Raw genomic sequence first — 21,066 nt, forward strand, 5'->3', positions numbered from 1 at the left:
TCTCCATGGATTATTTAAGTATAAGCAGTACCATGCTGTATACAGCCTTTATCCTATACTTAATTGCTACACTTTTCTTTGGTGCCACCATTAAAGAAAAGAAAGCAGATAATAAAAAGGGGGTTGCCGGTAAAATAGGCATTTCTTTAACGATAATTGGTTTTGCAGCTCAGATTGTCTATTTTATTACAAGGTGGATAGCAAGTGGTCATGCGCCTGTGAGTAACCTTTTCGAATTTATGACATTTTTCGGAATGGGATTGGTGTTAGCATTCATTGTTATCTATTTTATATACAAATTAAATATTTTAGGGTTGTTTGCTTTGCCAATCGCATTGATTGTCATTGCCTATGCAAGTATGTTTCCAACAGAAATTGCTCCATTGGTGCCATCGCTTCAAAGTCACTGGCTGTATATCCATGTAACAACCGTGTCATTAGGCGAAGCTATTTTATCAATCAGTTTTGTTGCTGGTCTTATTTATTTAATCAGGCAAATTGACCAATCAAAAAGGAGCAAACGGACTACCTGGCTGGAAGTTGTTTTAATTTCTCTGTTCATCTTTGTTGGCTTCAGTGTTATATCCACTGCTTTCAATTTGTCAGGATATAGTGCGGAATTTGAATATTCGTTCAATGGCGAAACGGTAACGACAAATTACCATCTGCCGCCGATTGCCGGTCCGAATGAAGGTGAACTTTTAACTGGTGATCGAATGAATCCGCTGTTTGAGGCACCCGGATGGATGCAAGGTGTCGATGCAGCTCGGAAATTCAACACGCTTATCTGGTCAGTGCTAACCGGACTGGCGTTATACGGTTTAGCAAGACTGATTTTACGCAAACGGGTTGGAGCAGCGATCCAGCCTTTCCTGAAAAAAGCAAAACCGGATTTACTGGATGAAATTGCTTATCGTGCAGTGGCAATCGGGTTCCCTGTATTTACCTTGGGTGGATTAATTTTTGCCTCCATCTGGGCACAAATCGCCTGGGACCGCTTCTGGGGATGGGATCCCAAAGAAGTATGGGCACTGGTCACCTGGTTCTTTTATGCAGCATTTCTCCACTTACGTCTTTCAAGGGGCTGGCACGGTGAAAAATCTGCATGGCTCGCTGTCGGAGGTTTTGCCATAATTATGTTTAATCTTATTGCAGTTAATCTGGTTCTGGCAGGTCTTCACTCATATGCTTAAACTAAATTGTAATTACCGTGATGGAAATTAGTTTTTAAATTAGTGGTAGAGGGGGAGTCCGGATGGATACAAATGCAAAAATATTAGTTGTGGATGATGAAGAGAGAATTCGCCGTTTAGTTAAAATGTACCTTGAAAAAGAAGATTTTATTGTTGAGGAAGCCGAAAACGGAACGGAAGCATTGGAACTTGCACTTGCAACTGATTATGACGTTATCTTATTGGATATTATGATGCCGGAAATGGACGGTATTGAAGTAACGAAAGAGTTACGTAAGGAAAAGGCTACTCCTATTATTATGCTTACAGCAAAAGGGGAAGAATCTAATCGTGTTCAGGGTTTTGAAGTGGGAACCGATGATTATATTGTAAAGCCCTTTAGTCCAAGGGAAGTTGTGTTGCGGGTAAAAGCATTATTGAGAAGAGTGTCCACAGTAAGTTACAGTGAGGCAGAAACACCAACGAAAAATTTGATTGTGTTTCCTCATTTGACTATTGATCATGATGCACACCGGGTTACGGCGGATGATACTGAAGTCAGCCTTACACCTAAAGAATATGAATTGTTATGCTTTTTTGCTGAATCACCTGACAAAGTATTCAGCCGTGAGCTATTATTAAAAGAAGTATGGCAATATGAGTTTTTCGGCGATTTACGTACAGTTGATACACATGTTAAACGCCTGCGGGAAAAATTAAACAATGTATCCAATGAGGCCGCCAGGATGATTGTTACCGTCTGGGGCGTTGGATATAAATTTGAGGTAGATGATTAATCATGTTTTGGCGAAGTGTTGTAGGGAAGCTAGCAATAACCATTTTATTGCTAGTTTCTTTTGTATTATTCATATTAACTATATTACTAATGGAGTTTTTTGAAAACTTCCATGTAAATGAAGCTGAAGATGATATGATGCAAACAGCTGATAAAGTTTCCAGAATGGTTCAACAATACGACAATCAGGCATTGGCACTGGATACGGCTGAACGAGTGAAGGATCCTGTAAGCCGGATAGCTATCGTTTATGCTGATGGCACCTATTGGACATCAGGCAGCACGAATAGTGAATTGCGTACACCAGATGTCGAGTGGCTGAAAAACGAGGAAGATTTAAAGAAAGTATTTACAAAGAACCAGGACGTGAAGAAACAGATGGTATTACCCGACAGTGATATAGAGGCAATGATTGTCGGTACACCGGTAAATCAGAATGCTGCTGTTTTTGTATATCAATCACTTGATATCGTTAATAAAACAAAAGCAGAAACAACAAAAATTATATTACTGGCTGCCGGAATAGCAATTATTTTAACAACTATTTTCGCTTTCTTCCTGTCGACAAGAATTACCTCGCCTTTAATCAAGATGCGGGAGGCGGCATTTGATCTGACACGTGGTGAATTTAACACGAAAGTCCCTATTTTGACTCATGATGAAATTGGTGAGCTGGCAATTGCATTTAACAGAATGGGAAGACAGTTGAAATTTCATATAAATGCATTAAGAGAAGAGAAGGAACAGCTTTCCAGTATTGTTAGTTCGATGGCGGATGGTGTAATAACGTTTAACCGTAATGGGGACATGCTTGTAACCAATCCACCCGCAGAGCGATTTATTGAAAACTTGAACTTTGAAAATAGTTTACAGGAAAGCGAGGGTTCTAAAAAGGCCCCGTACCCTTTGAATGAAATATTGCAAATTGTCATTAATGATGAAGATGAAGCTGTACGTGAAATAAATATTCAGGGGCGTACATGGGTTATGATTATGACTCCTTTGTACAACCAGACATATGTCCGGGGATCTGTAGCTGTTATCCGTGATATGACAGAGGAACGACGTTTGGATAAACTGAGAAAAGATTTTATTGCAAACGTTTCTCATGAATTAAGAACGCCAATTTCCATGCTTCAGGGCTATAGCGAAGCGATTGTAGACGATGTTGCTGAAACAGTTGAAGAAAAAAACGAATTGGCACAAATTATTCATGAAGAGTCGTTAAGAATGGGCCGTTTGGTTAATGAATTATTAGACCTTGCACGAATGGAAGCAGGACATATACGGTTAAATAAAGAAAATATTGATTTAAATAATTTCATTGAACGTATATTGAAAAAATTTAAAGGTCTCGCATACGAAAATTGTGTAGAATTAAATTTGATGAACCATATAACCGCAACTGAATTAGAATTTGATCCGGATCGGGTGGAACAGGTCTTCACTAATTTAATCGACAATGCAATCAGACATTCCAATGAAAACGGAAAAGTAAACGTTATTGTGGATAGTGACCCAACAGGTATGTATGTTTCGATTGAGGATAATGGGAGCGGTATTCCAGAGGCTGATATACCGTTTGTGTTCGAACGGTTTTACAAGGCTGATAAGTCACGAACAAGAAACAAGAAGAAAAAAGGTACCGGGCTCGGGCTTGCTATTGCCAAAAACATAGTGGAAGCTCATAATGGAACAATTACGGTTAACAGTAAAGTTGACGAAGGAACGACATTTACCTTCAGGATACCTGCTGAGTAGAAATAAATGTGACAAAATTTGTTATTTTATGATATGATTAGTATGAATTGAATACTAATTATAGATAGTGGTGCTTTACCTTAATAGGGAATCCAGTGGAAAGCTGGAACTGTCCTCGCAACTGTAAGTGATGTACGAAATAAGCGTAATCCACTGTATGATGCTGTCATATGGGAAGGGCTTAAAGTAGGGATGAATCACGAGTCAGTAGACCTGCCATTGTCTAACGTTTCAATGCTTCGAGGGTATGAGCGATTGGGACAACCGAGTGCATTTTGATGGTTTTTGATATGTATCGATTGTCTAAAAAGCTGACACCTGAGGAAGGGTCAGCTTTTTTTACTTGAAAATGGTTTTGAAACAGACATAGAAATACCATAATGTACAGGTTACCAACGCCCAATTCTCCTCAACAAATAAAGAAATGGAGGAATGGGAAAATGAACAAATGGTTTTTACGGATTGCATCTGTGCTGGTAGTCTTTGGACTATTGGTTGGCTGTGGTGCAGAAGAACAGGATCAGGAACAGGTTCAGGTTGAGACAAACAACCAAAATGAGGAAAGTACGTCCGGTGAGAATACAGAAGAACAAAATGAAGACACCGTTCGAATTACAATCTCCAAGGGTAATGGTGATGAATACCTTAACGAAAAAGAGATTGAAATTGAAGAAGGTGCAATCTTAATGGAAGTAATGAAAAATAATTTTGAACTGAAAGAGGACGGTGGCTTTATCACCTCTATTGAAGGTGTGGCAGCTAAAGAATCCGAAAAGACGTTTTGGGCAATAATGGTAAACGGTGAAATGGCCCAAGTGGGTGCTAAGGAATTAAAACTTTCTCCAGGTGATGAAGTGACCTTAGACCTACAATCGTATGAGTGATTCCATTGAATACGTATAAATTAACATTACTGGCATTACTTGCAGCACTGGCAGTTGTTGGTAGAGCAGCCTTTGCCTTTATACCAAATGTACAGCCGGTTACCTCGCTGATAATTATTTGCGGGTTATTACTGGGTCCGCTCGCGGCAATCATTTTGGCAGGCTTAACCACGTTTTTATCGAATATGCTGTTAGGTATGGGAGTATGGACAGTTTGGCAGATTGTTTCATGGGGATTGATCGGCTTATTAAGCGGACTTCTCGGAAAATATCCGCGGAAAATTCCAATTTGGATTATCGTTTTATTTTCCATTTTCAGCGGCTTTCTGTATGGGTTTGTGATTTCACTTATGACCTATTCAGTTGCCGGGCAGTTTTGGCCATATTTTATTGCCGGACTTCCGTTCACCGTAAACCATGCCGTTGGAAATGCAATATTCATGATCATGTTTTACCCTGCAATCGTACATTTATTTAAAAAATATGCCAATAATCGCTTTAACCTGCAAAATACCAACTGAATGTGGTTGGTATTTTTGCTTTTTTCTAATATAGTATTAATATATTGTAACTTTATTTTGATATTAATCGACTATATTATTGAACGGGGGATCTTGATGAATACCGTTTTTGAGAAATTTTACGATAACTATCATAACGATTTGTATCAATTTATTTTCTATATGGTAAAAGATAAAGAGACATGTGAAGACCTCGTTCAGGAAGTATACATCAAGGTGTTAAAGTCCTATGACTCATTTAAAGGTGACAGCAGTGAAAAGACATGGCTGTTTTCGATTGCGCGTCATGTAACAATCGATTATTTTCGGTCAATGAAAAGAAAACGAAAGCGTATTTCGGAATTCTTTGACTGGAATGAAAAAGGACAGCTAATACAGGATCAAAATCCATTGCCTGATGAAATAGCTGAGCAAAATGAGGAGATAAAGAATGTCTACCGTTATTTGGACAAATGTACTCCTGACCAAAAAAGTGTTCTTATCTTAAGGTATATTCAATCTTTTTCCATTCAGGAGACTGCAGATATTTTAAATTTCAGTGTAAGCAAAGTAAAAACAACACAGCATCGTGGACTGAAGGTCTTGCGTAATTACATAAGTGAAGATCAAAAGAAAGGAGGAGATACAACATGAAAAGGTCTGACAACAATGATCAGCATCAGATTGAAGAATCACTGAAACTAATGCCAAAAGTGGAAGACAACATGGAAAAGGACATATTATATCAGCGTATCTCCTCTGAATTGAATAAAAGGGGACACAAAAGGAGCAAAAAGGTTTATGTGCTTCCTGCTCTTGGCACAGTTATGGTACTGGCGCTGCTCGTATTAATCATACCGACCCTTATGAACGACGTGATGTTTCAGAGCAGCAGTGAAAGTTCCGGTGACAGGATAATGGAGGATTCTGCTGCGAATGAAAGTATGGAAAGCAGTGAAGAAGCAGGCATTCAGTCAAACAGCCAGGAAAACTCCGCAGATTCCGGAGAGACTCAACAGGATACGATGATGATGGATAGAGCATTAACGTCTAATGTTATACATTCTCCCAACGAGAACTCCAATATTGTTCATGGAGCTGTTATGGATTCACAAGCTCAATATGTCGTCCCGTTTTCCATTCCAATTTCCAGCTCAGAAAATCCTGAAAAATATTATAATCAATTAGGCAGCTTGGTGGATGAAGGTTCTTGGGGTGTAAGCGAATTTATGTTTAACGATGCTACATTCCGGTTAAACCGGGAAAATAGTCAGGTGCTTATTGATCTGCCCAAAGATTTTTCAATTGGACCAAGTGGTGCTCCAGGTAATAGTTTTGAAGATACATTGACAGCAATGTTTAAGCCATATCAAATTGATACAGTCAACTTTAATCGGGAAGTGAAGCTTGGGGCAATTGGCAGTGTAAATGAATTACCATTAAAGTCAAAGAAGGTAGTTTATAAGCTATATAAGGAATCTGCTGATAAACGGGAATTTCTTGTTCGGGTGCCAGTTGAGGATCAGGCAGATATGAAAACAGCACTTTCGGAAATGAAAAAAGATGAAAAAGACTTTAATGTCTCACAGTCTGTACCGAACTCTGTTGATTTCTCCGTTAAGACTGAAGGAAAACAGGTTCTTTTAACATTTAACAATAAAGAATCGGTTACAGTTAGCCAGGAAACAGTTACGATGATTGATGCATTACTCATGACAGCCAAAAGTTTCGGGTATCAGGAAGTAAGGTTCACAAATGCCCCATATGAAACAATCGGTCCATACGAATTAACAGGGCCAATCAAAGTACCTGAAGGCGCCAATCCGATAAATATAAATGAGTAATTTCTGCTGAAGCGTTCATAAAGGAACATATCCTTTGGGAACGCTTTTCATTTTGACTTTTTATACTTTGCGAATTATTATATAAGTGGAGGAGAAAACGAACAATGATTGCAATGAATCAAAGCACGATTATTGAAAAATTATCAGCGAAAATTAAATTGATACGAGTAGAAAGCAACTATACACAGGAAAAGATGGCTGCTGTCCTGGGGATATCCAAAAAGTCACTTGTACAAATTGAAAAGCGCCGGAATAATGCCAACTGGACTACTATCGTAGCATTATGTGCATTATTTCGTCACAGTGAAATTATTCGGATTACAATAGGAAATGATGTACTCAAAACATTGGAAACAGCAGTACACATTAGTGAAGTAAGTATCAAAGATAGCTGATTCCAACGATTATGAAACCAGCCTGCAGTTCATTCATCCTCATATTTCATTGGGTCTCCATTAAACGGTTTGTCAGCAACTTTAACTGAATCGGTTGGACAACCTTCGTACGCATCGAGCATATCTTCTTCCCATAATTCAGGTACTTCAGCAGTTCCTTCATTATCATCCAGAATTACGTAAGCTATTCCCTCGTCATCGTAATCATATATATCAGGTGCAGCGGCACCACACGCCCCGCATGCTATGCACGTTTCTTTATCGACAATTGTGTATTTAGGCATTTGACAACCTCCTGTATTAGGAAAAAAACAATCCTTATAATCTATTTTAAATCCGACATTTTTTCATTTCAACTAAAGAATAAAGTGTTATGATAAGTGTTGAAAGAAATTTACAATCGTAACAATTCCATTAGTAAAGGAGTAACCGCCTTGTTATTTGATCGTATTGTGATATTATGCAGCTCGCAATTTAAAAATGGGCGAAGTGTTTCCGCAATCTACCATCTGCTTAAAGGAAAAAGATCAATTCAAACGGTTCAGGATGCTCATATTTATAGGCTTGATAATTATTATGGAATTTACAAAACGTTACGCAAACAGGATTTTGATGAACAAATAAATAAATTAGTTTCAAATAATCTGATATTGTTAGATGGTGAGTCCACTGCAAAACCTGCTGATTCAGGTTATAAATTGCTTGAGGAAACTGAAGATTGCGTTCCATTAAGTTATTTCAACGGAATGAAGTATTACAACTCAACACAACTGTTTTTTGAGAGATTAATGCTGTTAATACAAACAGTAACCAATAGCGTCAAAGGTAATCTTAACTTTATTCCCGTTGTTGATAAACCAGTAATAACAGGATGGGTGAAAAAAAGATACTTTAATGTGAGGCAATATCAAAAGCAGTATCTGAATCACATTCATGATGAATTATATACGCTATTAAACTGTTTTTCTGATCGGGAGGCAAGTATGTTCGTCGATTGCATCACCGGATTCAGGCATTATGGAATGAGCACTTATCAACTTGCTGACCACTATGAGGTCTGCAGAATTAATGTACCTTTGATTCTGACTGCAGTAATCCAGCAAATGTTAAGTATGATTGAGCATGAAAAAGGGAAATACCCATTGTTATCATCCATTTTGAGTGACATGGTGGAAGATTCAAAGCTTACTAAGTCAGCACAAAGAACAAACGAACTGTTACGAAAGCAATATTCTGCCGAAGAAATAGCCGCCATGCGTAACTTGAAACTGAATACAATCTATGATCATCTGGTGGAAATAGCACTTTATGACAGTCAATTCCCGCTTGAAACTTACATAGATGAACAGCAGCGGCAGGAAATTTTAACTGCGGTTAATAAACTAAATTCATATAAATTAAAAGAGATTAAACAGGAAATAGATGAGCGTATCAGCTATTTTCAAATTCGACTGGTTTTAGCTGTTGAAAAAATATCCTAATCAGGTGATCAAATTGACTGTCAACTTACTTGATAAACAACACTTAAAAAAATTTAATATTGAATCGTTTCGTCCGGGACAACAGGAAATTATACAAGATGTTCTTCAGGGTAATGATGTATTAGGGATTTTACCGACGGGTTCAGGGAAATCTCTTTGTTATCAACTTCCTGCCAGTATTTTTGATGGAATAACCATCGTAGTTTCACCACTGATATCGCTGATGCAGGATCAGGTAAAACAATTAAAATCAACAGGCTTTAAGGCTGTTGCTGCCTTAAACAGCTTTATGGAACCACGGAATAAAAAACGTGTTTTAAGTCATCTGGATGAATATAAATTGATTTATGTTTCACCGGAATTGCTGCAGCAAAGGGAAATGACAGATCGTTTGAAATCTGTAAAAATCAGTTTGTTTGTAATCGATGAAGCTCATTGTATTTCACAGTGGGGACATGAGTTCAGACCGGATTATTTACGTCTTGATGCGGTACTGAATACACTGAATAATCCGCCTGTTCTTGCATTAAGTGCTACAGCAACAATAGAAGTACAGGACGATATTATTGGTTCGTTAAGCAGGCCTGCTATGGTCAAACATATTTATCCTGTGGACCGTGAAAACATTATATTTTCCATTCAAAAAGTTAGTGGTGACTCCGGGAAACGAAATATCATTGTCAACATTCTGGAAAATTATCGTGTACCAACATTGATTTATTTCTCAAGCAGGCAAAAGACAGAGGAAATTGCTGCCTTCTTATCCGAAAACGTTCCCTCACACCGTATAGCTTTTTATCATGGGGGAATGGATCAATTGGACCGGGTTACCATCCAGCAGCAATTTATGAATGACCAACTGGATGTGATTTGTTGTACTAGTGCTTTTGGAATGGGAATCAACAAGCATAATATTCGTTTGGTTATTCATTATCACTTTCCTTTACAGACTGAATCCTTTGTTCAGGAAGTTGGACGGGCAGGACGTGATGGGATATCAAGTGTGAGTCTTTTGCTTTACGCACCGGATGATGCTCAAATTCCAAATTCCATTATTGAAAACGAATTGCCGTCTGAAGATGCATTACATCAAATATTCAGCAGACTTTACCAACTGTACCGGCAGTCACCAATTCTTCCACCGGTTCATCAGCTTGAACAGGAATTACAATTAAGTGAAACACAGTGGCGATTTTTACACTATCAACTGGAGAAGCATGGTATGATTAAAGAAATTGAGATTATCTACCAGAAAGACAAATGGATTAAATCATTGCACGATATTAGCGAGTTGATAACAAACAGAAAATTTTTGAAAGGACAAAAATTGAATGAGATGGTCAATTGGATTCATCAGGATGAATGCTTACGGGAGCATATTTATAAAGGGTTTCAGGATGGATTTAAGACACCAATAGACTGGTGCTGTTCCAATTGTGGTTTTGATTTTACTGAGTGGAATCCAGCACAAACTGAAATCAGGCATTCACAATTTACCTGGAAAAACAAATTAAAGAAATTACTGTTGGTTGGAGATAGTGATGACAAAACAAAGTGAGATAATAAAGCAACTGACTGATGAAGAGTTAACTAAACAATTATATTTTTCTCAAGTTTTATTACTGGTTGTAAGTTTTCTGTTAAGCTTGTTCTTTTTTGACACGATAGCGGAATGGCTCACATACTTCCATTTCGATGTGTACGAAGTCGCATATTATGGTTTGCTGCCAGGTCTGATTATCGTTACGATTGATATTGTTCTCATCTATATTTTTCCCAAAAAATACTATGATGATGGGGGAATAAATGATAGAATTTTTAAAAACCGCTCTATTGGTGGAATTTTTGTACTTGCATTACTTGTTGCAATTACAGAAGAACTTCTGTTCAGAGGAGTAATTCAAACAACATTCGGGTATTTCATTGCAAGTGTACTTTTTGCAGTAGTACATATACGGTATTTAAAAAAACCGGTTTTATTGATTTCAGTTCTAGTTGTAAGCTTTTATATTGGTTATATTTTTGTGCTTACGGAAAATCTGGTCGTCACAATCACTGCTCATTTTATTGTGGATTTTTTATTGGGAGCAGTAATTCGCTTCAAAAGTGGGGTGCTGTATAATGAGTAATCAAACGAAGGATTATGAGGAACATACGGATGAATTGCGAAATCTGTTGGATGAGGTGCAGGGCAGTTCCGAAAAGCCTTTACCTGAAGAAAATGATGATAAGGAAGAAACTAATGATACAGATGAACGTGAAGTTGATATATTAAATCTGCCTCCCAGAAAAGAGGTACACAACAGTGACAATGGCCGAGTACATTTTAAATTCAGTGGTGCATTACTAAGACTGATTTTTGTTATTGTTATAATTGTTCTTGTAGTGGGGGGATCCTATATACTTCTTGGGGACGAGCTTATAGAGATTTATAATTCTTTCTAATAAATTTGGTTTTTTCTAATGGAATCTTCTTTTGTTTGGTATATGAAGATTCCATTTTAATTTGTCCAATTTATCTATTCCTTCCTGTACCACAGTCACTCTTTCAAGTTCTAACTTCAGCATGGAAGCATATGTATGTAATTGGAACAAAAATATTTTACAACAGGATGGGTGATAAAATGGATAAGGATAAAGATAATGAAAGAAATCCTAAACGGCCCGAAAACAGCAAAGAACCCAATAATGAGAGGACACCTGACGACAAAAGGCGGCCTTTCTACGACGAGAAAGATGCAGAACTGGAAAAATACCGTGAAAAAAATACTGGTCCAGGCAAGAAATTAACAAGTGATGCCGGTTTAAAAATTTCGGAAGACAACTGGTCGTTACGAGCGGGAAGACGTGGACCGACACTATTTCAGGACTTTCACTTTTACAAAAAACAGTCGCATTTTAACAGGGAACGGATCCCGGAAAAAGTAGTTCACGCACGAGGTGACGGGGCATATGGTGAATTTGAGTTATATAAATCCATGCGTCATGTCACAAGAGCCGATTTTTTACAGGAACCCGGAAGCAAAACGCCTGTGTTTGTCCGATTTTCCAACTTTATCGGAAGTAAAGGTTCCAAAGATACAGCAATCGATATACGCGGATTTGCAACCAAGTTTTACACACAAGAAGGAAATTATGATATGCTGGCACTCTCATTTGCAGTCTTTGCGGTCATGGACGCGATGAAATTTGCAGATTTTACACATGCGGTAAAACCGAGTCCAATAACGGGCATTCCGCAAGCCACTGTTGCACACGATACTGCCTGGGACTATATCGCCAATAACCAGGAAATTGCACATTTCGTGATGTGGCTTATGTCCGACAGGGGCCGGCCAAGAAGCTGGCGCATGATGGAAGCCTGGCCAGTTAATACATTCCGGTTTATTAACGAACATGGTAAATCGACCTTTGTCCGATTTGTCTGGAAGCCTCTGCTCGGCGTCCATTCCCTGCTGTTGGATGAAGCAAATATAATCGGCGGAGTGGATCCGGATTTCCATCGACGGGACCTAAAAAACGCAATTAGGAGTGGGGCATATCCTGAATATGAATTGGGTGTGCAGCTGATTGATGAAGGCGATCAGTATAAATATGATTTTGACATTCTGGATGATACTAAACTCTGGCCGGAAGAAGTCATTCCAGTTGAAATCATTGGTAAAATGACGTTGAATCGACTTGTTGATAATTTCTTTGCAGAAGAAGAGCAGGCATCATTTGACCCGGCAACAGTAGTCCCGGGAATTGACTTTACGGATGATCCCGTCCTGCAGGGTAGATCGTTTGCCTACAGAGATACGGATTACCACCGGCTTGGCACGGGAAATATTAATAATATACCAGTGAACCAGCCGATCAGTGAAAAGAATGTTAACCAGCGGCAAGGATATGTGCGACACCGGATCGATGTTGACGAGGTAACTTATCGTAATAATTCGTTAGCTGACAATACACCAGCAGAAACCCCGCCAGAACAAGGAGGCTATGCGCATTATCCAGAAGAAGTCCATGGACACAAGACAAGAGAACGCCCGGGTGAGTCATTCTTTGATTTCTTTTCACAGCCAAGACTCTTTTGGAATAGCATGACACCTGGTGAGAAGCAGCGCATCGTGGAGACATTCAGCTTCCATCTGGGATATGTTAAAAGTAAATCCATCCGGCAGCAGAACGTTGAAATGTGGGCTAACGTGGATCGAGATATGGCATGTCAAATTGCTGAAAATATTGGAGTTGATCCGCCGACGGGATCACAGGTACCGGTTTCGGCAAGTTCTCCTGCTCTGAGTACGGCTACTACTCCGCACTATGCCTATACACAAAATGTTGCTGTGTTGATTGGCAATGGATTCAATGGTGAGGAGGTAAGACACACACTTAACGTCCTGAAAAAATATGGTGTGTTTGTAAATGTTTTAAGTGAAAACCTTGGTACAGTTGTTGGGGACGATGGTACAAGAATTGAAGTTGATAAGCCATTTGTGTCAACATATCCTGTTTTATTTGACTCAATTTATGTTGTTGGTGGAAGAACCGATAATCAGGCAAAGTTCCATCAGGACCTGATGCACTTCATCCGTGAACAATATAAACACTATAAACCAATTGGTGTTGCAACAACCGCCATGTCTTATTTTAAATCGATAGAAGAGAATAACCTGGCTGGTGTTGTTTTTGCTGGTAACAATCCAAACTTCGCTAAATATTATGTCGCTGCAGTTGCACAGCAGCGTTTCTTTGAACGAACATAGAGCTGTTAATAGGATGATCTGAATGGGTTTCCCCATGAAAATATGGGGAAGCTTTTTTATTTAATTACTAACATGTCAACACAAATTCTGTATATACTGGGGTGTGAGTCCTAATGATTTCTGTATTCTTCCAGTTAAATAATTCAGTATTGTACTATAATGACGAGAAACATGATACTATTTAAAATAATTAGTTTTGGTGTTCACATCAACTGGAAATACAAAATATTTCTGGATATGTTATAGACTTAGGATCTCATCCGCTAACCTTAACGGTATATTGTAATCAATTCCATTGATCATGTTTGTTGTATTTGCAAATAAGTGATCGGAATCAAATAGCCTTATTTTTACAAAAAAGCTGTCGGAAAGGAAGACTTTTAGTGGCATTCATAATATCCGTCTTTATAATCGTATTAACATTATTGATATTCTATATGGTTTATACAGCACATCATGATACAATTGATTATCGGACAATCCATGACACGAAAATAAAATCTTCATTCCGTTTATTTTTCATATCTGACATTCACCGAAGAACGTTAAAAAAGGATACACTAAATGACATTGGTGAGAAAATTGACATTGTTGTTATAGGCGGTGACCTGACAGAAAAAGGCGTTCCGATCGAACGAACAAGAGATAACATTCGGAAGTTGAAGCTACTGAACGCACCGATTTATTTTGTATGGGGGAATAACGATTATGAGGCATTCCCAAATAGAATTTACGAACTGTTAATTGAAGAAGAAGTAATTATTTTGGCAAACCAGAATGATGATATAACAATAAATAATAATAAAGTTAGCCTTATCGGACTTGACTGCTGCCAATATCGCGAGGCCAGACTTGATCTTGCTATGGCAAATGCAGAAGGTGAATATAATATTCTGCTGACACATGCCCCAAGTGCATTTTATGACCTGGATGAAGAATCGCAGAATAAACTTGATGTCGTTTTAGCAGGTCATACACATGGAGGACAAATTCGAATTTTAGGATTTGGATTTTTTGAAAGAGGCGGATTGACCAAATTACATAATACAACTATTATAGTCAGCGAAGGCTATGGGTACACGAGATTGCCTTTTCGTCTCGGTACAAAATCAGAATGTCATGTATTAACATTTATACAAACGAAAATGTAATGTTCAACAATTGCGTTTATGGCATATAGTATAGTAAAGAATATTGTGCGAGTTTTTACTTTAAAAATAGTAACACTGCTTTAAAATGGGTATTAAGGAGGATGCTGTATGCGTATTGAACGGGTCTCCGAGAATCAATTTACGATTTTTTTAACGTTTGATGATTTAATTGACCGTGGTTTTACAAAAGAGGATTTATGGTATGATGCCGCAAATGTCAAGACCTTGTTTAGCGATATGATGTATGAAGCCAGTACCGAACTGGATTTTGAGCTGGAAGGTGAACTGCTTGTTCAAGTACACTTGATGCAAGCACAGGGGATGCATGTTATTGTTACACAAAAAATTGAAAATACAAGTTGGGATGAGGACTTCATTGAAATGAAAGTGACATTGGATGAAAGTAAGGAATTGATATTCTCCTTTGACGATTTTGAAGATATTATCCGGGTAACGCCATATTTATCATCATTTAATATGGAGGGCGGGCAAGTTTACTACTTGGATAACCGGTATTATATGTTGTTGCATGATAGTGAGCTTTTTTCCAAAAATAAGGAAAATATAATAGCCATCATGTCCGAGTTTTCTATTCCAAGCATTATTACATCACATCGATTGAAGGAATATGGAAAGGTAATATTACAGGAATATGCTGTCAGACAGATTATAAGCACGTTTTATGACCGCTAAGGTATCAGGTTTGAAATAAGGAATGACAACGCTTTCGTATTTTCCTGAAGAAAATAGATTTATATTATTGCATATTTATTGTGAAGGTGTATACTAATCTCTGAGTACAGCTATAATTTAAATATTTTTTTGATAATCTAGGAGGTAAGTTCATGGTAGCCGATAATGCAGCAGGTTCTACTAAAGAAACGATTGATAAACTGGATGTGTTAAGTTCAACACGAACTGTTGTTAAAAATGCACTGGAGAAGTTGGGTTACCCTGATGAAGTATTTGAGTTGTTAAAAGACCCTATCCGTATGATGACAGTAAGAATCCCTGTGCGGATGGATGACGGCTCAATTAAAATCTTCACTGGATACCGTGCTCAACACAATGATGCTGTAGGTCCAACAAAAGGTGGTGTGAGATTCCATCCTGATGTCACTGAAAAAGAAGTGAAAGCCTTATCAATATGGATGAGCTTAAAAGCAGGTATTGTTGACTTGCCATATGGTGGAGGTAAGGGTGGTATTGTTTGTGATCCACGTGAAATGTCATTTCGGGAATTGGAAGGCATAAGCCGCGGTTATGTTCGTGCTATAAGCCAGATTGTTGGCCCAACAAAAGACATTCCTGCGCCGGATGTATTTACAAACTCTCAGATTATGGCCTGGATGCTTGATGAATACAGTCGTATTGATGAATTTAACAGTCCGGGATTTATTACCGGTAAACCGATCGTTCTAGGTGGTTCACATGGAAGAGAATCTGCTACTGCAAAAGGTGTTACAATCGTTATTAACGAAGCAGCAAAGAAAAAGGGAATTGATGTAAAAGGGGCAAGAGTAGTTGTTCAGGGCTTTGGTAACGCTGGAAGTTTCCTGTCCAAGTTTTTACATGATGCTGGTGCAAAAGTTGTTGGGATTTCCGATGCATACGGTGCATTGCATGATCCTGATGGTCTCGATATTGATTATCTTCTTGACCGAAGAGACAGCTTTGGAACAGTTACAAAACTGTTTAATGATACGATAAGCAATGAAGAGTTACTGGAGTTGGACTGTGATATCCTTGTTCCTGCAGCAGTCGAAAATCAGATTACAGAAGAAAATGCACATCGCATTAAGGCTGATATAGTAGTCGAGGCTGCTAATGGACCAACTACATTGGAAGGAACGAAAATATTAACTGAACGTGGCATCCTATTGGTACCGGATGTGTTATCTTCTGCTGGCGGAGTTACTGTATCCTATTTTGAATGGGTACAAAATAACCAAGGCTATTATTGGGAGGAAGACGAGATTGAAGAAAAACTTCAATCCATCATGGTTAAAGCTTTCAATAATATATATAATACAGCACAAACGAGAAGAGTGGATATGCGTCTTGCAGCATATATGATTGGTGTACGTAAAATGGCCGAGGCTGCAAGATTCAGGGGCTGGGTATAGATACAATACCGGGATCAGAAGTTTAAATATTGACTCAACCTTGAAATGTAAAGCGAATTTAATGACGGAAAAACTCTTATCATGTATAGTTAGATAGGAGTTTTTTTATGGTTTAAAGTTTTAAGTAAGTAAAGGAAGTGCTTTAAGGATGCAGAGAGAAAAAGCTGTAATTATTGGAGGCGGACCTTGTGGAATGTCATGTGCCATCGAACTCCAGGAGAGGGGAATTTCACCATTAATCATTGAAAAAGAAAATGTGGTAAATACAATCTACAACTTTCCCACACATCAGACTTTTTTCAGTTCAAGTGAAAAACTTGAAATTGGCAGGTTGCCTTTTATAACAGAAAAGCAAAAACCCGTCCGGATTCAGGCACTTGCTTATTATCGAGCTGTTGCCGAACGCAAGGATTTACGAATAAACACATTTGAAAAAGTTACCGGGATAAAATCAAAAGGCGGGACTTTTCAAATAGAAACAGAAAAAATAAATGGTGAAATTTGTGAATATCAAACGGATACAGCAATTATTGCTACCGGGTATTATGATCAACCGAATAAAATAAATATTCCTGGTGAAGAGTTATCCATAGTAACTCATTATTTTAAAGAAGCTCACCCATATTTTAATAAAAATGTAACGGTCATTGGTGGTAAAAACTCAGCCGTGGATGCTGCTCTTGAACTTCATAAGGCGGGAGCAAATGTGACAGTGCTATACCGGGGAGAAGAATATTCGAAAAGTATCAAACCTTGGATTCTGCCTGAATTTGACTCGTTAGTAAGAAAGAGCAAGGTTATGATGGAATTTAACGCAACCCCTATAAAAATCACATACGATAAGGTTTTATATTCAGTAAATGGAGAAACAAAAGAGATTCAAAATGATTTTGTATTTGCAATGACAGGATATAAACCAGATCATGATTTTCTGAAAAAAGCCGGAGTTTTGATTGATGATGAAAGCGGCCGGCCAAAATTTAATGAAGATACGCTGGAAACGAATGTCCCGGGCATATATGTTGCCGGTGTTGTTGCTGCCGGGTACAATAATAATGAGATCTTCATTGAAAACGGACGGCATCATGGTGAGAAAATTGCCGACGCAATAACAAACCAGTCCTAACAAATAAAATGGATAACAGTCGATGGCTGTTATCCATTCTTTTTTTGCGCATTACATATAGGTACTGTTATTCCATAATTGAAATAAAATGTGACGTAACTTATTTGAGTGTTTATTCCACCGCTGCGAAAATACACTTCGCTGGTTGTTGCTTTTAATGAATAAAAAGATATATCAAGATTTTTAAACCATTAAAACCAGCAAATGGAATATGCGAGACTCCTGCTCAGAAGTTCAAGCTAGGCGAGTCTCGGAAGCGAGGTACGAGCTGAGGAGGCTCGGCACTCTATACTGAAGCAAATAGCAACAATTCATTCAGTAAACAGGCTTTCTATCAGTATTCTTTTTCAAAAATATTTGTTAGTTCCTTAACATTGCTAGTTGTTTCCAAGGCGATTAGTAATTTTAATCTGGCTTTCGGGCCTGTTAATCCGTTGGCTAATATAACACCCTTTTCTTTCAACTGCTTTCCTCCGCCATCATAGGCATATGTTGGTTGTACAATCCCCTGAAAGCATCTGGATACAAGTATTACAGGTATATTATCCTCAATCATTTGCTGGATTGGTCTGACCGTCCTTACAGGTAAGTTACCTTGCCCCAATCCTTCAATTACAATTCCGTCCGGTCCGGTCTCATGCAGCGCGCTCAAAATTTGCTCGTCCATCCCAGCGTATGCTTTTAATAAAAACACATTTTTGTCAATTTGGTTTACCGGGTGTATATGCCTCGATATGATCGTATGGTGAAATATAATCGACTCTTTAGTAATAATTCCAATTGGCCCGTATTGCGGACTTTGAAATGTAGCTACATTACTTGTTGATGTCTTTGTTACATTCCTTGCTGTGTGAATCTCATCGTTCATTACAACCAGCACGCCTTTGTTTCCGGCTTCACTGTCAGATGCCACCCGGAATGAACTGATTAAGTTATATAGAGCATCAGATCCAATTTCGTTACTTGACCGCATGGCACCTGTGATTATAACTGGTTTATCTGTATCGAGTACAAGATCAAGAAAATATGCCGTTTCTTCCAGTGTGTCTGTTCCATGAGTAATAACAAATCCGTCATAATCATCGGCCATATCCACAATTTTATTTGCCAAGTCCAGCATATGCTTTGGTGTTATTTGGGGAGAAGGAAGTGAAAAAGCAATGGATTCCTTCACGTTGGCATAAGCTTTAAAATAATACGATAAATCCGTCAGTGGATGTTTGTCAGTTGTAGTAACTTCTCCGGTATTCTTGTTTTCCAGCATCGAAATTGTTCCGCCTGTATGTATAATTGCAATATCTTTCACGTTAATCACCAGCCTAATTTCTATTTTCATTTACATTACTTAATGATACGATGAAATAAACATAATTGGAAAGAGGTTATTTGTCATGCTTGCTGTTTTATCAGCCGGGATAGCACCTACGTTTGCCTTAATGGCTTTTTTTTACTTAAAAGATCGATTTACTGAGCCAATAACGTTAATATTAAAAACCTTCATATTTGGTGCTTTACTTGTATTTCCGATTATGTTTATTCAATATGCCTTTACAGTGGAAAGCCCGGGCACCAGTGCTTTTGTTCAATCCTTTTTATATGTCGGTCTTATCGAAGAGTTTTTTAAATGGTTTATATTTCTGTATATTATTTATCATCACACGGAATTTGACGCACATTATGATGGAATAATCTATGCTGTTTCCATAAGTTTGGGTTTCGCTACGGTAGAAAATTTATTGTACCTGCTTACCAATGGAATTGAATATGCGTTTACAAGAGCGCTATTTCCAGTATCATCCCATGCATTATTCGGTGTTATAATGGGATACCATTTCGGTAAGGCAAAAGTTAAAAGCCGGTATAAAAAATGGAATATTGCATTAGCTTTGGTATTCCCTTTCATTTTGCATAGCAGTTATAATTATATCCTGGAAACTGTCACAAGCGATTGGCTGACACTGTTAATCCCGTTTATGATTATACTATGGATTGTTGGACTCCACCGTATAAAAGCTGCCAATCAGCCAATTATCAACAATATTGATCATAAAAGAAAAATGCGAGCATAAATCCTTTGTTTCTAAACCTTTAGATACAAAGGATTTTTTATGGTTGAAATTCTTAATGAATAAAATAGACATTATGTTAAAAAATAGATATTACTTGATAATGTACAGCAGGAGGAAACTAAATGAACTATAAAAAAATGTTTCTATTCTTTTTCATTATATGTGTTTTGGCGATAGGACTTCAATCAACTTTTTCCACAAAGCCGGTAAATGCATTTTCCGAACAAGTAATTCAACATGGTTCTACAGGTGATGACGTTATTGAATTGCAGGCAAGACTACAATATTTGGGATTTTATAATGGAAATATTGACGGGGTATTCGGCTGGGGAACCTATTGGGCATTACGTAATTTTCAGTATGAATTCAGCCTGGAAGTTGATGGACTTGCCGGACCAGAAACAAAACAAAAACTGACGGAAGCAAGTGAATATGACAAACAGTATGTAAAAAAACAAATACGACAAGGAAACGACTTTACACACTATGGGGGTATGCCTAATTCCCAGCAATCTGAAGGGAATACCAATAATCAACAGAATACCAATAACCAGCAGAATACCAATAATCAACAGAATACGAACAATCAGCAGGGTGGAGGAAACCAGCAGGATGCGGTTGAACCAACTGCTGTTAACGTACCCCAAGGATACTCGCAAAATGACATTCAATTAATGGCAAATGCGGTAAATGGGGAGGCAAGGGGTGAACCCTATGTTGGTCAGGTAGCAGTCGCTGCTGTAATTCTGAATCGAGTAGAGAGTCCCTCATTTCCCAATACAGTATCAGGCGTAATATTTGAACCACGGGCATTCACTGCGGTAGCTGATGGACAAATATGGCTGACACCATCTGAAAAATCAAGAAAAGCTGTACTGGATGCAATAAATGGTTGGGATCCTTCAGGCAATGCAATTTATTATTTTAACCCCAACACTGCAACATCTGATTGGATATGGTCCAGACCTCAGATTAAGAAGATAGGAAAACATATATTTGCCAAATAG

Annotated in this window: 20 protein-coding genes, 1 pseudogene and 1 riboswitch; of the genes and pseudogenes, 19 read left to right on the top strand and 2 right to left on the bottom strand. The window is 38.1% G+C overall.

Annotated features, from left to right (window positions below; translation table 11 throughout):
- Positions 1-5: 5 nt before the first annotated feature.
- From ccsB to G6R02_RS08170, 8 genes and pseudogenes are all read left to right on the top strand, one after another.
- On the top strand, positions 6-1,193 hold the full coding sequence (gene ccsB, locus G6R02_RS08135) for a c-type cytochrome biogenesis protein CcsB (RefSeq protein WP_164668728.1): 1,188 nt from the start codon (positions 6-8) through the stop codon (positions 1,191-1,193).
- A 62-nt stretch (positions 1,194-1,255) separates the two neighbouring features.
- Positions 1,256-1,969: a response regulator transcription factor gene (locus tag G6R02_RS08140; protein WP_164668729.1), complete on the top strand. Its 714-nt coding sequence runs from the start codon at positions 1,256-1,258 to the stop codon at positions 1,967-1,969.
- A gap of 2 nt (positions 1,970-1,971) precedes the next feature.
- The gene (locus G6R02_RS08145) at positions 1,972-3,729 is read left to right on the top strand and encodes an ATP-binding protein (protein WP_205520078.1); all 1,758 of its coding nucleotides are present in this window, start codon (positions 1,972-1,974) and stop codon (positions 3,727-3,729) included.
- Positions 3,730-3,780: 51 nt separating this feature from the next.
- Positions 3,781-3,964, top strand: a riboswitch (cobalamin riboswitch).
- Positions 3,965-4,169: 205 nt separating this feature from the next.
- A complete protein-coding gene (locus tag G6R02_RS08150; protein ID WP_164668730.1) occupies positions 4,170-4,613 on the top strand; it encodes a DUF4430 domain-containing protein in 444 nt (147 codons plus the stop codon).
- Positions 4,610-5,134, top strand: coding sequence for an ECF transporter S component (locus tag G6R02_RS08155; protein ID WP_343032903.1), 525 nt, complete (start codon positions 4,610-4,612; stop codon positions 5,132-5,134). The genes G6R02_RS08150 and G6R02_RS08155 overlap by 4 nt, the downstream gene beginning before the upstream one ends.
- A 96-nt stretch (positions 5,135-5,230) precedes the next feature.
- Positions 5,231-5,767 (top strand): RNA polymerase sigma factor SigX, encoded by a 537-nt coding sequence (gene sigX / locus G6R02_RS08160; RefSeq protein WP_164668732.1) that lies wholly within the window; start codon positions 5,231-5,233, stop codon positions 5,765-5,767.
- A complete protein-coding gene (locus G6R02_RS08165) occupies positions 5,764-6,957 on the top strand; it encodes a hypothetical protein (protein WP_164668733.1) in 1,194 nt (397 codons plus the stop codon). The genes sigX and G6R02_RS08165 overlap by 4 nt, the downstream gene beginning before the upstream one ends.
- A gap of 113 nt (positions 6,958-7,070) precedes the next feature.
- A pseudogene (locus G6R02_RS08170) lies at positions 7,071-7,266 on the top strand (helix-turn-helix transcriptional regulator); the annotation flags it as partial.
- Positions 7,267-7,381: 115 nt separating this feature from the next.
- On the opposite strand, the gene G6R02_RS08175 reads toward G6R02_RS08170, so the two are convergent.
- The gene (locus tag G6R02_RS08175; RefSeq protein ID WP_164668734.1) at positions 7,382-7,636 is read right to left on the bottom strand and encodes a ferredoxin; all 255 of its coding nucleotides are present in this window, start codon (positions 7,634-7,636) and stop codon (positions 7,382-7,384) included.
- 150 nt (positions 7,637-7,786) lie between these two features.
- Between G6R02_RS08175 and G6R02_RS08180 the strand changes: the two genes are divergently transcribed.
- From G6R02_RS08180 to G6R02_RS08220, 9 genes are all read left to right on the top strand, one after another.
- Complete coding sequence (locus G6R02_RS08180; protein WP_164668735.1) at positions 7,787-8,833, top strand: YpbB family protein; 1,047 nt, start codon at positions 7,787-7,789, stop codon at positions 8,831-8,833.
- Between the two features lie 4 nt (positions 8,834-8,837).
- Positions 8,838-10,391 carry a RecQ family ATP-dependent DNA helicase gene (locus tag G6R02_RS08185; RefSeq protein WP_164670347.1) on the top strand — a complete coding sequence of 518 codons (1,554 nt, stop codon included), beginning with the start codon at positions 8,838-8,840 and terminating at the stop codon, positions 10,389-10,391.
- On the top strand, positions 10,375-10,962 hold the full coding sequence (locus G6R02_RS08190) for a CPBP family intramembrane glutamic endopeptidase (RefSeq protein ID WP_164668736.1): 588 nt from the start codon (positions 10,375-10,377) through the stop codon (positions 10,960-10,962). The genes G6R02_RS08185 and G6R02_RS08190 overlap by 17 nt, the downstream gene beginning before the upstream one ends.
- On the top strand, positions 10,955-11,278 hold the full coding sequence (locus G6R02_RS08195) for a hypothetical protein (RefSeq protein WP_164668737.1): 324 nt from the start codon (positions 10,955-10,957) through the stop codon (positions 11,276-11,278). Before G6R02_RS08190 ends, G6R02_RS08195 begins: the two co-directional genes overlap by 8 nt.
- Before the next feature lie 179 nt (positions 11,279-11,457).
- The gene (locus G6R02_RS08200; RefSeq protein ID WP_164668738.1) at positions 11,458-13,587 is read left to right on the top strand and encodes a catalase; all 2,130 of its coding nucleotides are present in this window, start codon (positions 11,458-11,460) and stop codon (positions 13,585-13,587) included.
- A 383-nt stretch (positions 13,588-13,970) separates the two neighbouring features.
- On the top strand, positions 13,971-14,738 hold the full coding sequence (locus G6R02_RS08205; protein ID WP_164668739.1) for a metallophosphoesterase: 768 nt from the start codon (positions 13,971-13,973) through the stop codon (positions 14,736-14,738).
- A 108-nt stretch (positions 14,739-14,846) separates the two neighbouring features.
- Positions 14,847-15,431 carry a genetic competence negative regulator gene (locus G6R02_RS08210; protein WP_164668740.1) on the top strand — a complete coding sequence of 195 codons (585 nt, stop codon included), beginning with the start codon at positions 14,847-14,849 and terminating at the stop codon, positions 15,429-15,431.
- 152 nt (positions 15,432-15,583) lie between these two features.
- The gene (locus G6R02_RS08215) at positions 15,584-16,864 is read left to right on the top strand and encodes a Glu/Leu/Phe/Val family dehydrogenase (RefSeq protein WP_164668741.1); all 1,281 of its coding nucleotides are present in this window, start codon (positions 15,584-15,586) and stop codon (positions 16,862-16,864) included.
- A gap of 148 nt (positions 16,865-17,012) precedes the next feature.
- On the top strand, positions 17,013-17,990 hold the full coding sequence (locus G6R02_RS08220; protein ID WP_164668742.1) for a YpdA family putative bacillithiol disulfide reductase: 978 nt from the start codon (positions 17,013-17,015) through the stop codon (positions 17,988-17,990).
- 334 nt (positions 17,991-18,324) lie between these two features.
- On the opposite strand, the gene G6R02_RS08225 is transcribed toward G6R02_RS08220, so the two are convergent.
- Entirely contained in the window at positions 18,325-19,296 is a 972-nt protein-coding gene (locus G6R02_RS08225) for an asparaginase (protein WP_164668743.1), read from the bottom strand.
- Between the two features lie 85 nt (positions 19,297-19,381).
- Here G6R02_RS08225 and prsW point away from each other — a divergent pair, with 85 nt between their 5' ends.
- The gene (prsW, locus tag G6R02_RS08230; protein WP_164668744.1) at positions 19,382-20,059 is read left to right on the top strand and encodes a glutamic-type intramembrane protease PrsW; all 678 of its coding nucleotides are present in this window, start codon (positions 19,382-19,384) and stop codon (positions 20,057-20,059) included.
- 122 nt (positions 20,060-20,181) lie between these two features.
- Positions 20,182-21,066 carry a spore cortex-lytic enzyme gene (sleB, locus tag G6R02_RS08235; protein ID WP_164668745.1) on the top strand — a complete coding sequence of 295 codons (885 nt, stop codon included), beginning with the start codon at positions 20,182-20,184 and terminating at the stop codon, positions 21,064-21,066.

It is taken from the genome of Virgibacillus doumboii (genome assembly GCF_902806455.1).
Taxonomy (GTDB): Bacteria; Bacillota; Bacilli; order Bacillales; family Amphibacillaceae; genus Lentibacillus; species Lentibacillus doumboii.

Excerpts from the sequence above, each read along its gene's own strand:
- ccsB (WP_164668728.1), top strand. The coding sequence starts at position 6 with ATGGATTATTTAAGTATAAGCAGTACCATGCTGTATACAGCCTTTATC.
- G6R02_RS08140 (WP_164668729.1), top strand. The coding sequence starts at position 1,256 with ATGGATACAAATGCAAAAATATTAGTTGTGGATGATGAAGAGAGAATT.
- G6R02_RS08145 (WP_205520078.1), top strand. The coding sequence starts at position 1,972 with ATGTTTTGGCGAAGTGTTGTAGGGAAGCTAGCAATAACCATTTTATTG.
- G6R02_RS08150 (WP_164668730.1), top strand. The coding sequence starts at position 4,170 with ATGAACAAATGGTTTTTACGGATTGCATCTGTGCTGGTAGTCTTTGGA.
- sigX (WP_164668732.1), top strand. The coding sequence starts at position 5,231 with ATGAATACCGTTTTTGAGAAATTTTACGATAACTATCATAACGATTTG.
- G6R02_RS08165 (WP_164668733.1), top strand. The coding sequence starts at position 5,764 with ATGAAAAGGTCTGACAACAATGATCAGCATCAGATTGAAGAATCACTG.
- G6R02_RS08175 (WP_164668734.1), bottom strand. The coding sequence starts at position 7,636 with ATGCCTAAATACACAATTGTCGATAAAGAAACGTGCATAGCATGCGGG.
- G6R02_RS08190 (WP_164668736.1), top strand. The coding sequence starts at position 10,375 with ATGACAAAACAAAGTGAGATAATAAAGCAACTGACTGATGAAGAGTTA.
- G6R02_RS08195 (WP_164668737.1), top strand. The coding sequence starts at position 10,955 with ATGAGTAATCAAACGAAGGATTATGAGGAACATACGGATGAATTGCGA.
- G6R02_RS08200 (WP_164668738.1), top strand. The coding sequence starts at position 11,458 with ATGGATAAGGATAAAGATAATGAAAGAAATCCTAAACGGCCCGAAAAC.
- G6R02_RS08210 (WP_164668740.1), top strand. The coding sequence starts at position 14,847 with ATGCGTATTGAACGGGTCTCCGAGAATCAATTTACGATTTTTTTAACG.
- G6R02_RS08215 (WP_164668741.1), top strand. The coding sequence starts at position 15,584 with ATGGTAGCCGATAATGCAGCAGGTTCTACTAAAGAAACGATTGATAAA.
- G6R02_RS08220 (WP_164668742.1), top strand. The coding sequence starts at position 17,013 with ATGCAGAGAGAAAAAGCTGTAATTATTGGAGGCGGACCTTGTGGAATG.
- prsW (WP_164668744.1), top strand. The coding sequence starts at position 19,382 with ATGCTTGCTGTTTTATCAGCCGGGATAGCACCTACGTTTGCCTTAATG.
- sleB (WP_164668745.1), top strand. The coding sequence starts at position 20,182 with ATGAACTATAAAAAAATGTTTCTATTCTTTTTCATTATATGTGTTTTG.